Genomic DNA, 14450 nt, shown 5'->3' with positions numbered 1-14450 from the left:
TTATTTTTTATCTGTACTTGGACCGGTTATTATTTTTACAGGAGCACCATCTTTAAGTTGTTCCATACCTTTTGTAACAACCAGTTCTCCCTCAGAAAGACCTTGAATAACCTCAACCTGATTTTCAAGTACCGCTCCCAGCTCTATTTTTCGCTTTTCCACCTTATTGTTTTTCACTACAAAAACCGTTACTTCACCACTTTGTGTATCTTCGGTAATCGCCGTTCGATCAAGTGTAATCGCTTGTTCCCGTATAGCAGTTGAAAACAATACGCTTACCTGATAGCCGGGTTTAAGTTTCGGGAACACTGACCCTGCATTCAGTTCTACGCCAATTTGATGAGATACAATATCGGAAGCGGGAGATACGTGACCTATCTTCGCAGGTAATGGATCATTCGTAAATTCTGACTGCAAGAGTACTCCATCACCCACTTTTAAAGTTGAGGCAATTGTTTCTGGAACTTTAGCTACAACCAATAAACCGGATATATCTGAAACGGTAAACAAAGGGCTACCTGCCTGTACGGTATTCCCTGTAAATACCTGTTGGTCTGTAATGATACCCGTGATAGGGCTTGGGAAGTTGGTGAAGGAAAGCAGGGTCATTAACCGTTTAACATTCTCCTGGTCAGCAGATTTTTGCGCTATGGCAGTCTGAAGCCTTGTTTGGTTCGCCAGTCTACGATCAACAAGAGCCTGGGCACGTTTTAATTCATCAGTGGAACGTACAAGCTGCGCTTGTGCCTGGCGTAAATCAGCCAGTTGCAAGCGGCTGTCCAGGATAGCCAGTGATTGTCCCTTTGTTACTCGGTCGCCTATTTTTACATTTACTTTTTGCAATACGCCGCTGACTTGGGAAAGCACAGGGATTTCCGATTTTCCATGTACGGTGGCTACTGCCTTATATTGTTGATTTAAGGTGGTTTTACTTACACTGGCAACAACTACAGGCACCGGGCTTTTATTCGCATTTGTTGTTTGTGTGGATTTGTCGCCGATACCCAAGTAAGGGTATATGAATAATGCAGCCGTAATAGTAGCTACAACTATCAGCGGAATATTTTTTTTGAGTGTTTCAGAAAGTTTGCTCATTGATTAATTGTTTGCGGTTTACGGGCATTAACTTCTAAATCCGGCAATGTTTCAAAAGAGTTATCTAATGGCTTTTGTACTATGTTTTCTAAGCTGCCCAGCGTGGTTTGCAGCCGTATCAATGCCTGAAGCAGAGCCCTCCGGGCTAATGCAGTTTCCAGCTTTGCGCTTAACACATCCAGGTAAGTGAAGTCGCCTGAATTAAAAACTCCGGTAATTTTCTTTTCCCGATCTTCATTTATTTTTAGTATTGTTTGCGCTGCTTCATATTCTTTCAAATTTGATTGATATACTGCCTGCACTCTTTCCAGTTCAGTTAGAGAGTTAGCCTGTAATTGTAAAAAGGTAGCTGCAATTACGTCCCTGTTTGCTTTAGCCTCAGCAATTGGCCCCTGGTTTTTATTAAATATGGGCAAATCCATACCTGGAGTAGCCTGCCACCTTTGCTGCCCCTGATAAAAACGGAGGCTTGTGCCAAGTTGAACATCAGGGTATTGTTTGGCTACCTCTAACTGGAGGGTTGCTTCTGAAACTGAATAATCCATTAAAGCACGGCGGATATTCAGGTTATTTATCAGTACCTGACTTTCAAGTGTATCCAACTCCATTAATGCGGGTGGATTAAATAAATCTGGATAGATAAACTGTTTACCAGACAAGGCGGTTAGAGGAACGCCGAGGCTGTTAGCGAGGAACACTTTTCTTTCCGCCATCAATCCTTCGCCAGTAATCATGCGCAAACGGGCGTCGTTTAGCGTAATACGCGCCAGTTCCATATCTGTAATAGTAATTTCACCGAACTCAAACAAGGTCTGTAGACTGTCTACAAATTCACTACGCAGTACCACTTCCTTCTTTAGCAATTCAAGGTCGTTTTCAAAAAGTATATAACTTGCCAGTTGCTGGCGCAGACGACTTCTTACCTGCCATGCAGCCACACCTACATTTAGGCGTGCAGCCTCGATGAGGTAATTTGCCTGATTGATACGCAACTTTCGTTTACCCGCTGTTTCAATAATAAAGTCAAACGAAGGAGTAAAAAGCCAGGGACTAAGGGGGATTTGCCCTGGCGTGTAATTATAGCCAACGTTTATCCCTACACGTGGATTGGGCCTTTGCCCGGCTGTAATCAATTTTCCTTTTTGAATGTCCAGTTGGCTGCGGGCAATATCCAAATCCGGATGATAATAAAAAGCGGCAAAAGTCAAAACTTTAGCATCCCATACTGTATCTGGAGGTATTGCATCCAAATATTTGTTGAGGTATTGTTTTAATTGAGGATCATCCAAACCCCGGCTCTGATAAAAGGAAATTTTCTCCTGAGCCGATATAGGCTTAGCCTGATACCGCTGGAAAGCACACCCGGTTATTATAAAAGTTAGAGTGCTTAATGGAATCAATATTTTCAAATAATGATAGACTGGAAACATATCCCGTCGTTGGACTTTATTCATGCTCTAATAGATTACTCTCTGATAATGCAGACTATCAAATAGGACATACTGGTGTCTTATGAAACATCATAAAACACCAGACGCCATTTAATTGCTTAAAATGCAATGCATTGAACTGCTGCCGGTTCCTAGTAGAAACGGAAGCAGACTTTTAAAAGAAAAATCTTAAATTAGAAAAACAGAATAATGCAGATAGAGTTTGTCAGGCTTAGGAGGCCGAATACGATTATAGAAAGAAGAAGTATTATAAACGCTGCTATAAAGATTTGAATTTATATTCCAGTAGTCGTTTAATAAGAAGTGCTCATCAAGCTGTTTTAATATTTTGAGATGATAACTTTCAGCTTGATTTTTTGCATGAATGTAAGTATGGGTTTCTTTCTCATAATTCTGCACTCTTTCTGCCTCGCATATTTCAAACGTGGCAGACATATAACAAATAGCTGTTATAAGAATGAGGCAATATTTAAAGAAAGACTTCAAGTTTGCAAGGTAGTAATAATATTTTAATCCGAGAAATGGCTATGATGTGGCAGTCCAAGGATACCATTTAAAACCGTTTGATACTCCTTTTTCTTTTACCCCATTTGTATTGATGCGTCCAGTAAGAAATTTTTGTTGATAATATTCCAATCCCTGCACCTATCAATACATCACTTAAATAATGCTTATTATTCATTATGCGAAGTACGCCAACTGAAGATGCTAAACTGTAAGATAAATACGGAACCCACTTATATTTTGCACCAAACTCCTCAGAAAGAAAAGCAGCAGCAGCAAATGCCTGGGCTGTATGTCCTGATGGGGCTGAATTATTAGCACTATGATCGGGCCTAGTTTCATAAATAGTGCTTTTAAGAACTGTAACAGTGCTTAGCATGAGCAACTCACTTTTCATCAATATTGCTGATCTGTTGTAGAAATCAGTTCTTGATGGCATTCCTAATGCATCGAAACTATAAGCCAAGATAATAGGCGAAAACTGTAGGTAGTCGTCAGCACCCGTTTGAAAATGAGGAATGTCATTATTCCTCTCTTTATACAATTCAAAGTTTAAGGACTTTTTAAAATTGACCTCCGAAATGATGCCACCAAAGATGAGCGCTGAAGGAGCATACAATTGCCGCAAAGGATGATTACCGCCCGCTTTAAAACTAATTTTGGGAAGAGTATCATTAGTTTGAGCAAACCCCAAGAAAGTATGCAGTAGTAAAAATATAGTTAATAAATTTTTCATAACAACCATTTCAAAATGTTAATAATTTTAATCTTGTTCCCCACCCTGCGATTTATTCTTTTCCGACACCAGAAAATATGTTCCCTTTGTAACGACTTTAGCAGAAGGAGGAACGCTTTCTAAAAAACTGACCTGTGTATAGCCTGCTTCGGAAGCGCCAGTCTTCACCTCCTTCACTGAAAAAATATAATTGGTATCCTGCTTTTCGACGTAGGTTCGGGAGAGGATAAAAATGTTTTCTGTTTCGCCTGTTTTAAAGATTGCTTCCTCCGGAAGGGCAGTGACATTTTCATTTCCGGTTTCAATAAACGCATTTACATAAATGCCAGGCATTAAGTCTCCTATTGTATTGCGATCAACTCTTGCATGAACCGTTATTGATTTATTGGTGCTGTCAAAAGCTCTATCTATAGCGTAAATAGTTGCCATTGTATTGGCAGTACTTAATGATGGAGTAGTGAAAGTGAGTTTTTGACCGATGCGTATTTTACCTAAATCCTGCTGATAAATTTGAAGGTCTATGAATAAAGTACTATTATCGTAAATTTCAAAAACTATTTGGGTTGGGTCAGCAAACTTTCCAACATTCGCATTTACTTTCTGCACGTATCCGCTAATGGGTGAAATCAGTGGCACGGCTTGCAGTATTCTTCCATTTTCAATACTATTAATCGGTATGCCCAATAAATTAAGTTTATTTTTCAGGGAAAGTACAGTTGCACTTGTAGTATTATAATTGCTTAGCGTTTGCTGAACTAATTTTTTAGATGTAGCACTGTCGCTTAACATGTTTTTTTGCCTATCGTATTCCTGCTCTAAAAACACAAGCGAACTTTTAGCTTTCAGATAATCTTCTTGTAACTGTATATAATCGGGATGTTCTAAATAAGCAAGCACCTGCCCTTTTTTTACATAGCTGCCAGGGATAACCGATACAGATCTGATAACCCCACCCATTACCGGGGAAACATTTGCTTTATTTTGTGGTGGCGATGTAATAAATCCATTTGCTTTTATAATGTTTGTGAGATTTTTTTGAACAGGATTGCCGAGTTCTATTTTCATTATGTCAAACTGCTTTTTAGTAAGCATTACTTCGTCTGGTTTTAGACCTGCTTTTTCTTTGGTAGCTTCCTCCTGCGCTTTTTCCTTTTTTTCCTTGTCCTCGCTTTCCATCTGGCAAGAGTATAAAACGAAAACACACACAAATGAGAGTAGTGAAATCCGTATAATTGAATGTTTCATCTTTTAAAATTTAGTTATTTCCTAACAAGTAGTTTATATTAATGATGCTTTGGTTATATTGATTGAGCGCTCCCAGATATTGCAATTTTATATTAAATGCCTGGGTGAGGTTTTGTATATATTCTATATAGCTGATGTTTCCGTATCTATAGTTCACGCCTGCGTTTTTTATTATTTCATCCGACTGTTTTAAGCCTGCACTCTCATAGTAACTCAATTGCTCATGCCATTTTTGATACTGTTGGAGTTGTTGATTATAAGCAGCCCTTGTGGTGTCAATAACATTGGCGTAGTCTGCTTCGGCAATTTTTACACCCATCTTAGCCGCTTCATTTCTGCCCTGATAAGGACGGAACCAGAGAGGAATGTTTACCCCCACACTAAAACCAAAGCCGGAATTACCTATAAACTTTGAAGTACCAAAGGAGAGATCGGGCAAGGCTCTGCTTCTTGTTAATGCAAGGTTTGCAGCCGCAACATTTATATTTTGCTGATAATAATTAAGAATAGGATTTTGATATGCAGGAAGTGTATCTAATAAAATGGGCGTTGGCAGCTTTTCTACTCGGTTAACTGTTGGTTCAACAGGCGTATTAGTAAAAAGCCATTTTTGCAATTCCTGTTCGTAGATGATAATATCTGCCTGTGCTTGTTTTCTGAGCAATACAATTTGCTGATAGGTGGCATCGGCAGTTACCTTTTCCAGATAGCCTGTTTCTCCATTTGTATATCTCGAATTTGCTGCATTGGTAAAATTCCTATAAACACTATCCTGATAAATAAGCACCTTTAAATAATTCTGCCCATATACAAGTTGATAATAGGCCGTCTTTACATTTCTTATCAGGTCGGCTTTTGATATAGTCAAATATTTTTCACTTAAAACAACCTGCTGGTTTATTAGCTTCCCTTGCCTGTTATAGACAGTCGGTAAACTGAAAGACTGCTGAACTCCAATACTTTTATTGCCATTTGGAACGGTGTTATCAAAGCCATATTGAAATCCGGTTTTATTAAGGTCAACTGCGGTTTTTCTTAAAGCCTGTTGTTGACTTACTCCATATTCTGCACTTTTAATTGTCTGATTGTTTTTTAAAGCAAGTTTGATTGCATCATCAAGAGATAGCTGTAAAGGCTGAAAACCAGATGAGACAGGTAATTGTGCTTTACCAGTAAAAGGAAAGCAAAGAACCACCAATAAGAATAAAATTCCGATTGCATTGCCTATGCCTTTAACTTTTTTAGGCTTTTTGGTTGACATAAATAAGCTGTATAAAACGGGCAGCACAATTAAGGTGAGCAAAGTGGATGTTATTAAACCTCCAATGACAACAGTTGCCAAAGGACGCTGCACTTCAGCACCGGCAGAGGCAGAAATTGCCATAGGTAAAAAGCCAAGTGAAGCAACAGTGGCTGTCATCACTACAGGTCGAAGCCGTACATTAACGCCTTCTAAAATGCGCCTATTTATATTAGTTCTTCCTTCTTTTTTTAATTGATTAAAAAAGCTGACGAGTACAATGCCGTTGAGTACTGCCACACCAAAAAGGGCAATAAAGCCAACACCTGCAGAGATGCTAAAAGGCATACCCCTTAGCAGCAATGCAAACACACCACCAATAGCTGCAAAGGGTATTGCTGTAAATATTAACAGCGTTTCTTTAAGCGAGCCAAATGTGAAAAATAAGAGCATAAAAATCAAGGCTAAAGCGACAGGAACGGCAATCATCAGTCGCTGTTTTGCATCAATTAAATTCTGAAAGGCACCGCCATACGTTATAAGATATCCAGTTGGCAATTTCAACTGCGATGATAATTGAGTTTGGATGTCATTCACAACACTTTGAACATCCCGGTTACGAACATTTAACCCTATCGCTATTCTACGTTTAGTGTTGTCTCTTGAAATCAGAGAAGGACCTTCCTGATATTTTACAGTAGCAATTTCACTTAATGGAATTTGACTGCCGTTTGATAGTGAGATGAATAAATCCTGAACATTGGATAAATCTTTCCGGTGTTGCTCATCATAACGTATTACTAAATCAAACTGCCGATCTCCTTCATAAACAATGCCTGCCTTTGCCCCTGCAAAGGCAGTTTCCAAGGCGGTATTTACTTCCGCGATAGATAATCCCATTTGAGCGATTTTATCACGATTATAGGCTACGGTTATTTCCGGCAGCCCATTTGTTCTTTCTGCCAAAACATCCTGCGCACCGCTCACTTTGCTTATGATAGTCGCAGCCTGAGTTCCCAATTGTGCCAGCATATCCAAATCATCACCGTAAATCTTAACCGATACATCCTGCCGGGAACCACTTAATAATTCATTAAACCGTAACTGAATAGGCTGAGAAAATTCATAGTTCACCCCTGGGATTACCGATAATGCCTGTCTCATTTTATCAGCCAGCTCGGCCTCGTTAGCAGCGCTTACCCACTCGCTTTTATCCTTTAATACTATAGTAAACATTGCTGTTTCAATCGGATCAGGATCCGTTGGTATGCTCGCCACTCCAATACGGGATACAACTTCTTTAACTTCCGGGAATTGCTTCTTTAAGATATCACCCGCCTCTATTGTTGTTTTTATTGTTTGTGATAAGGAGCTACCCGGTTGTAAGCGAAGCTCTACCGTAAAATCTCCTTCTTGTAGTGTAGGAATGAATTCACCGCCAAGCTGGTTAAAAACAAAATAACTTATTACTAATAGTGTAACAGACGTAATAACTATTATAATTTTCCTTCGCAAGGCAAATAATATTACTGGCCGGTATATACGATGTAAAAAGCTCATTATCCTGTCTGCAAGGGTTATTTTATGGGAAACTTTTTTACTTAGCAGCACTGCCGACATCATGGGAACATAGGTAAGAGATAAGATTAATGCGCCCACAATGGCAAAGCTTACGGTTTGTGCCATAGGTTTAAACATCTTTCCTTCTACACCAGCCAAAGCAAGAATTGGAATGTAAACCATTAGGATAATTATTTCTCCGAAAGCGGCTGATTTACGGATACGTACAGCAGACTGAAATACCTGCTCATCCATTTGGGACTGTGATAATTCATTAAGTTTAGATAGCCGGGAATTATGGTGAACGCTAAAAACAATACTTTCTACGATAATTACTGCCCCATCTACTATTAATCCAAAATCAATGGCTCCCAGGCTCATTAGATTAGCAGAGACCCCAAAGAGGCTCATCATTCCCAAAGCAAACAACATAGAAAGAGGGATAACGGAAGCCACCACAATGCCTGCTCTAAGATTGCCTAAAAACAAGATTAATATAAATATAACTATCAATCCTCCTTCAATAAGGTTGCGGCTTACAGTGTGAATAGCCCTGTTTATTAAATTACTCCGGTCAATAAATGGCTTTATGATTATACCCTTTGGTAACGCTTTTTGAATTTCGGTTATTTTATTTTTTACAGCAGTAATTACCTGCATCGAATTTTCGCCTTTCAACATCAGTATCACACCACCCACTGCTTCTCCGGTTTCTGAAGTTGTCATTGCACCATACCTTATAGCATGTCCAAATTGCACCTGCGCCACATCTCTGATAAGAACCGGAATACCGCCATTATTTTTTACAACGATTTTTCCAACGTCATCAAGCGTTTTTACCAAACCTATCCCTCTTATAAAATAGGCGCTATGCAGTTTTTCTATGTATGCTCCACCTGTGTTCTGGTTATTTTGTTGCAGTGCATTAAATATTTCATTGACGGTAATATTTTGGCTTCTTAGCTTTTCAGGATCAACAGCCACTTCATATTGTTTTATATAGCCGCCGAAACTATTTATCTCGGCTACACCGGGTGTTCCTTCCAATTGTCTTTTTACAACCCAATCCTGTATTGTTCTGAGTTCGTCTAAGGAATATTTCTTTTCGCTGCCCGGCTGGGGTTGTAATACATATTGATAAATTTCGCCCAACCCTGTAGCAATGGGAGACATCTCTATAGTGGCGACACCTTGCGGAATTAAATCTTGAGCACCCTGAATTTTTTGAAATATCAGTTCCCTGGCACGGTAAATATCAACATCCTCTCTGAATACAATGGTTATTACCGATAGGCCAAAACGAGAAATAGACCTGATTTCGATAATACCCGGCGTATTAGCCATTGTAATCTCCAAAGGAGAAGTGATAGTTTGTTCAACATCTTGTGCCGATAAAGCAGGAGCAATGGCATGTACCTGCACCTGGTTATTAGTAATATCGGGTAAAGCATCAATAGGGAGCTTTGTTACAGAATAAACTCCCCAACCAATCAATGCCAGTACAAAGAATATAATAATGGCTTTATTTCTTATAGAAAAGCCTATGAGGTTATCAATCATGAATATTGATATAGATAATGATTTGAATGAAATCTTTAAGACAAATGGTATTATCCCGGCTTATTTTCGGAAATGAAAATTTTCACCGTGATTATGCATTAATCCGGCGTGCAGGAATTAAGAAGATAAAATCAAATCAAGAAAACAGAGTAGAACAGGTAAAGCCTATCTGGCTTCGGTGGCGGGGAGTTATATAAACCGAAATAGAATTTGTTGCCTTTATCAGCAGCAACTAAATAACGGTAGCAGAAGTTTACAACCAGATAAAGGTCATCGAGTTGTTTTACAGATTTAAATGTAAAGGTTTTGCCGTCTTTTTCAGCATTTGTATAGACATGTGTTTCGTTCCCATAATTCTGCTTGCATTCATTACTATCTAATTCAAAAACTGAATTAAAGTAACAAATACCTATAAGAATAATTAGGCAATATTTTAGGAAAGACTTCATCAGTTTCGCAATTTAGTAAAAAAAGCGAGATATACAACATATTTATATAAATAAAATAGTAACGATCTTTGAGAAAATTGTTACAGGTAAGCAACATATTGTACATCAGCCAACGAAAGTTCAGAAATTCTAAATCGGCGTAGGAGAGCAAAAATCATTATATGGTTTTTTCACTACAGACACAAAGTATCGCAAGCCTTTCCTTGATTATTTCTTATTCATTGTCTCTTTCATCCGAATCCAAACCACAACACCTGATAAAAAGGTGACAATCCCTGCGATATGTACTGCCCAAACGAGGCCGAGTAAACCAGCAACAATGCCTGCCATTAATGCTCCAACGGCATAGCCTATATCCCGCCAAAAGCGATAAACACCTAAAGAAGATGCTCTCCATGAAGGATGTGCCGTATCGCTTACCGCAGCCAGTAAAGCAGGATAAACCATAGCCGTTCCCAATCCCAACAATATAGAACCAACAATTCCTGAAGTCATAGGAGAAAACATTTCAAGACCGATAACGATATGCCCTAACACCTGTACGAACATCCCCCAAACAATAAGTGGTTTCCTGCCGATCTTATCGGCTAAAGGACCTGTTATGATCTGACCTGCACCCCATACTACCGGATAAATAGCTTTTATCCATCCAACACCTTCCAAGCCGACACCCATTGATACAAACAGTAATGGGAATACTCCCCACGACATACCATCGTTCAGATTATTGATCAACCCTGCCTGTGATACGGCAAAGAGGTTTTTGTTTTTAAAGGAAGTTTCTTTGAAAACCCAAAGCAGGTTGGGTTTATGCGCGTGTTCACCTGAAGTAGTCGTTTTTACTTGCGCAGCCTCAAGTCGTGCATGTTTGCGTGTGTCTTTTACAACAAAAATGGACAAGAGTATCCCGATAACAGTATAGGCAATACCGATATAGAAAGGTTCCGGTCTTAATCCGTAATAGGAAGCGAGATAGCCTGTTAATAAAGCAGTAAGCCCAACTGCACCATAACCGGCAGCTTCGTTAAGCCCCATTGCAAAGCCCCGCTTTTTAGGGCCAACCAGATCAATTTTCATATTGACCGTCATTGACCAGGCTAAACCCTGACTTACGCCTAACAGAACATTGGCAAATAATATCCAATTCCAGGTAGGCCCCCAGGCAAGCAGGAAAGGAACAGGCATCCCGATCAACCAGCCTATGATCAGCACTTTCTTACGAGTGTACCTGTCCGCCAAGGTGCCTGAAATAAGGTTGGTAAACGCTTTTACGACACCAAAAGCAATAATGAAAGAGAATACGACAACATCAGAACCGATCTTAAATTCATCGGTTCCTACAAGCGGTACTACGGTTCTTTCCAGCCCAACCATACCGCCCACCATCATATTGACAAGTACCAGTAAGGTGAACTGTCGCCAGTTTTCTTTTAATCCTAATCTAATTGTATCCACTTTTACTATGGTGTTATGTAGCCTTCCATTCCACATCAGGAGAATTCATTTTAAGTATTATATTTTTAGCAGTACCACCTATTGTTTGGGATGCTCAGACTTCGGATGTTCGGAGTTTGGATGTTCTGAGGTGGGGTGTTCGTTTTTTTTCTTCCCTTCCGGTTTGGTTTTCCAGGTATTGCCGTCCTTGTACCAATCATATCTGGCAACACTGTTCACTTTATGCACTTTTCTTTCCGTTGGGGTAAGCTCTTTACCATCCCATTTCATAAAAACATCAATATCATACAGCCTGCCGTCGTCGCCCTTAAAATCTGCACAAACAAAATAATTGTTGTCGCCTACATGCGCCAGTCGGTCGTCATGTATTTTATCCAGCTTTAATTTCAACAGATTTTTTGCAACTGAATCATAAACTGTATAATAGCCATTGTTTTCTTTTTGCTCCTTTTTTACATAGTCGCTCACACCAGCGGAAAGCTCACTTGCAGTAAGCTGTTTTGCGTTCTGCTGTTTATTTGCGGGGTGTTCTTGCCCGCAGGCTGTCAACGACCATACGCAGATAAACAGCGTCGGGATAAATGTGATTACTTTCATGATTTTTTTTTACGTAATGAATAGATTAAAAAGTCATCGCCTGATCTGCCTCGGCAATCCATTTTCCGAGGTCATCCATGCAGCTCATTTCTGAACCTTCAATGATCTGCCCGGCAGTAAGCCCCCGCGCTTCAGCGCAACTTCCACACAGTTTCACTTTTGCCCCTTTGGTAAGAGAAAATTTCATCATGCGTTCAATGTTATAATATCCGTTCGGCGTTTTCTGTCCTGCGATAGCGCAGCTCACAGCATCTGCCATCAGAAAGACGTTTACCTGTACGTCAGCATGATTTTTATTTAACTGATTGGCGATGCGAAAAGCATTGTAGGCTTTTTCCGTTCCATAAGGGGCATCGTTGATGATAACGAGTATCTTTTTCATTGAATGGCTCTTTTTGAATTACAGGATTATTATGAAACGGCACATCTGTTAGCACCTGCTTCAAGGTCTGCCGGGTTAACACCTTCGTAGCTTCCTGCTTTATTAAGTGAAGCAATCTGAAGATAGTTGGGAGGTGTGGGAGGAATACGCTTCATGGTCTGCTCTACGAAAGCGTCCTTTTCCAATTGAAGCAATTCTATCTTTACGGATAAGTTAGAGAGTTTATCTCCGATTATGTTACCATCAAAAGCAATTGCGCTTGAAGTGTGCGCAGGCAGGATGAGCAGGTCTTCATCGCTGAGGGTTAAAATCTTTCCGAGTGATGTAAATAGTTGCTCGGCATTTTTTAGTCCCTGTTTATGATCAGCTTTCAAATCGGGCCTTCCCACACCATCAGTAAACAGGATGTCACCTGTAAGCAGGTAATTATTGTTTATCAGATAAGAGATACTTTCAGGTGTGTGGCCTGGTGTAAATACAGCCATTAGATTAGCTGAACCAAAAGGAACAACGTCTCTGTCACTAATCGGGGTAAAATCATATTCAACGCCTGCATTCTCTGTAAACAAATGCACGGCATCTGTGGCTTTTGCCAGCTCGATGGTACGAGAGATGTAATCTGCATGGATGTGGGTATCCATCACATATTTGATTGTCCAGCCATTTTCTGCTGCAATGGCGGCATAAACCTCGGGGTCTAATGAAGCATCCACTACAATCGCTTCATTATCGGAGCCAAGGATATAAGATAGGCATCCCTTAGCCACTCTTCTTACCTGGATGATGGTCACATCTCCATCCTTTATTTCTGCAGTATTCCAGGCATAGTTCCAGGCTTTCATACCGCCTTCCAAAGAATAGGCATCAAAGCCTTTTTTTCTTAATGCATCCGATGCCATTTGACTTGTCCTGCCTGCGGCACATACAGTAACAACTGTTGTGTTTTCAGGTAGATCAACCTCATCCAATACCGAGCGATCACCTTCGTTAAGTCGCTTGTAAGCATCCACATAATGGCTGCCGGCAATCTGCCATTCGTCTCGCTGATCTTGAGGGCGTACATCTAAAATAGTTACCTCTTCTCCCTTCTCCAGCATTTTCTGAAGTTCGGTTACTGTTATTGCCTGAGTGTTCATGATATAATTTTTTAACAAGGCAAATGTAAGAAAAGAAAATCAACTATTCAATAGATTTATTGAATAGATTGAACACCACAATTCACTCTCATTCCTATAGTAGAATAGGAGTCAATGTAGATGCAATTAGATGAAGGTTCTTATTGGCAATACAAGAAAAATCAGGATTAAAATACAGTCGTTGGAGTACTTACTTAAATCCTATGGACTTATGTTTTCGGTATATTAAACAATCTGTTGACTATGTTTTATAACCAATTCAAGAAGCTCTAACGTGTCCATACTTCCAAAGTATTCACCCTTTTCAAAATCACCTTCGCTTTGTGCCATAGTATTTGTGAGGTGAGCAAAGCAAATTATATGCTTGCGTTTCGCTATGCCCAAAGCGTACAAGGCAGCAGCTTCCATTTCAACACAAGTGATACCTTGCTTCTTCATTGCCTCGATAGCTTCTTTCGTTTCCCTGTAAGGCGCATCAGTAGTCCAGCTTTTGGCGTCAACCCATAAAGGCTGAGAAATAGAACTAAGCTGTTTGAAAAGATCATCACAAAGGGAGGCTCTGATTTCCTTAGAAATATAATGATAACTTGTGCCCTCGTCCCTTACAGCCTCAGTTATTAACGCAAATCGTTTAGCTTCACCAGGTTCATTAATAATACCCGCTGAAGTAACACTGATCAATAGTTCACAACCTGAAACAAATAATTGTTCTGCAACCAATACAGCGTAAGATGCTCCTACGATGCAGGGCAATATGCCTATCCTGATCCCTTCTAACTCAAAGTGATAAAGATTAGAATGATAGCAGGCCCAACAATTATTTTTCTCTGCCAATCCTTCCTTATTGAGATAGCTCACCAAATCTCCATCTGGATCTAATACGCAGATGGCAGGAACCGGACAAGTGCCGATATTTTTCTGTCGTCGTGCTTCCCGTAACAAGTTCTCAGGAAGAAAAACAGAAGGGGAATTGTAAAACTTGTTGTTAAGTATCGTCAGTTTATCCTGGTTATTCATTTTAAATAAAGTACAAAGCCTAT

The 14450-nt window shown here is 39.8% G+C and carries 10 protein-coding genes; all 10 read right to left on the bottom strand.

All coding sequences use genetic code 11. The features are described from left to right. Nucleotides 1–1095, bottom strand: a complete 1095-nt coding sequence (locus tag AC3QLY_RS12080; RefSeq protein WP_492467579.1) for an efflux RND transporter periplasmic adaptor subunit — start codon at nucleotides 1093–1095, stop codon at nucleotides 1–3. Next, nucleotides 1092–2549 (bottom strand): TolC family protein, encoded by a 1458-nt coding sequence (locus AC3QLY_RS12075; protein WP_492989780.1) that lies wholly within the window; start codon nucleotides 2547–2549, stop codon nucleotides 1092–1094. The genes AC3QLY_RS12080 and AC3QLY_RS12075 overlap by 4 nt, the downstream gene beginning before the upstream one ends. 550 nt (nucleotides 2550–3099) lie before the next feature. Continuing rightward, the gene (locus tag AC3QLY_RS12070) at nucleotides 3100–3786 is read right to left on the bottom strand and encodes a phosphatase PAP2 family protein (RefSeq protein WP_492989779.1); all 687 of its coding nucleotides are present in this window, start codon (nucleotides 3784–3786) and stop codon (nucleotides 3100–3102) included. Between the two features lie 27 nt (nucleotides 3787–3813). Further along, on the bottom strand, nucleotides 3814–5031 hold the full coding sequence (locus AC3QLY_RS12065) for an efflux RND transporter periplasmic adaptor subunit (RefSeq protein ID WP_492989778.1): 1218 nt from the start codon (nucleotides 5029–5031) through the stop codon (nucleotides 3814–3816). Between the two features lie 10 nt (nucleotides 5032–5041). Continuing rightward, complete coding sequence (locus AC3QLY_RS12060; protein ID WP_492467583.1) at nucleotides 5042–9391, bottom strand: CusA/CzcA family heavy metal efflux RND transporter; 4350 nt, start codon at nucleotides 9389–9391, stop codon at nucleotides 5042–5044. Nucleotides 9392–10047: 656 nt separating this feature from the next. Further along, nucleotides 10048–11295 carry an MFS transporter gene (locus AC3QLY_RS12055; RefSeq protein WP_492989777.1) on the bottom strand — a complete coding sequence of 416 codons (1248 nt, stop codon included), beginning with the start codon at nucleotides 11293–11295 and terminating at the stop codon, nucleotides 10048–10050. 78 nt (nucleotides 11296–11373) lie between these two features. Then, a complete protein-coding gene (locus AC3QLY_RS12050; RefSeq protein ID WP_492467586.1) occupies nucleotides 11374–11892 on the bottom strand; it encodes a hypothetical protein in 519 nt (172 codons plus the stop codon). Between the two features lie 25 nt (nucleotides 11893–11917). Further along, nucleotides 11918–12274, bottom strand: coding sequence for a DsrE/DsrF/TusD sulfur relay family protein (locus tag AC3QLY_RS12045; protein WP_492467587.1), 357 nt, complete (start codon nucleotides 12272–12274; stop codon nucleotides 11918–11920). Between the two features lie 29 nt (nucleotides 12275–12303). Continuing rightward, a complete protein-coding gene (locus AC3QLY_RS12040) occupies nucleotides 12304–13410 on the bottom strand; it encodes an MBL fold metallo-hydrolase (protein ID WP_492467588.1) in 1107 nt (368 codons plus the stop codon). A gap of 225 nt (nucleotides 13411–13635) precedes the next feature. Beyond that, complete coding sequence (locus AC3QLY_RS12035) at nucleotides 13636–14427, bottom strand: nucleoside phosphorylase (protein ID WP_492467589.1); 792 nt, start codon at nucleotides 14425–14427, stop codon at nucleotides 13636–13638. Nucleotides 14428–14450: the final 23 nt, after the last annotated feature.

It is taken from the genome of Hydrotalea sp. GW822-HT8A01, from assembly GCF_058798575.1.
Note: the sequence above shows the minus strand (reverse complement) of the source record. Positions and strands in the feature narration are given on the sequence as shown.

Bases quoted from the DNA above. Each gene is read 5' to 3' on its own strand.
- AC3QLY_RS12080 (WP_492467579.1), bottom strand. From the start codon at position 1,095: ATGAGCAAACTTTCTGAAACACTCAAAAAAAATATTCCGCTGATAGTT.
- AC3QLY_RS12075 (WP_492989780.1), bottom strand. From the start codon at position 2,549: ATGAATAAAGTCCAACGACGGGATATGTTTCCAGTCTATCATTATTTG.
- AC3QLY_RS12070 (WP_492989779.1), bottom strand. From the start codon at position 3,786: ATGAAAAATTTATTAACTATATTTTTACTACTGCATACTTTCTTGGGG.
- AC3QLY_RS12065 (WP_492989778.1), bottom strand. From the start codon at position 5,031: ATGAAACATTCAATTATACGGATTTCACTACTCTCATTTGTGTGTGTT.
- AC3QLY_RS12060 (WP_492467583.1), bottom strand. From the start codon at position 9,391: ATGATTGATAACCTCATAGGCTTTTCTATAAGAAATAAAGCCATTATT.
- AC3QLY_RS12050 (WP_492467586.1), bottom strand. From the start codon at position 11,892: ATGAAAGTAATCACATTTATCCCGACGCTGTTTATCTGCGTATGGTCG.
- AC3QLY_RS12045 (WP_492467587.1), bottom strand. From the start codon at position 12,274: ATGAAAAAGATACTCGTTATCATCAACGATGCCCCTTATGGAACGGAA.
- AC3QLY_RS12040 (WP_492467588.1), bottom strand. From the start codon at position 13,410: ATGAACACTCAGGCAATAACAGTAACCGAACTTCAGAAAATGCTGGAG.
- AC3QLY_RS12035 (WP_492467589.1), bottom strand. From the start codon at position 14,427: ATGAATAACCAGGATAAACTGACGATACTTAACAACAAGTTTTACAAT.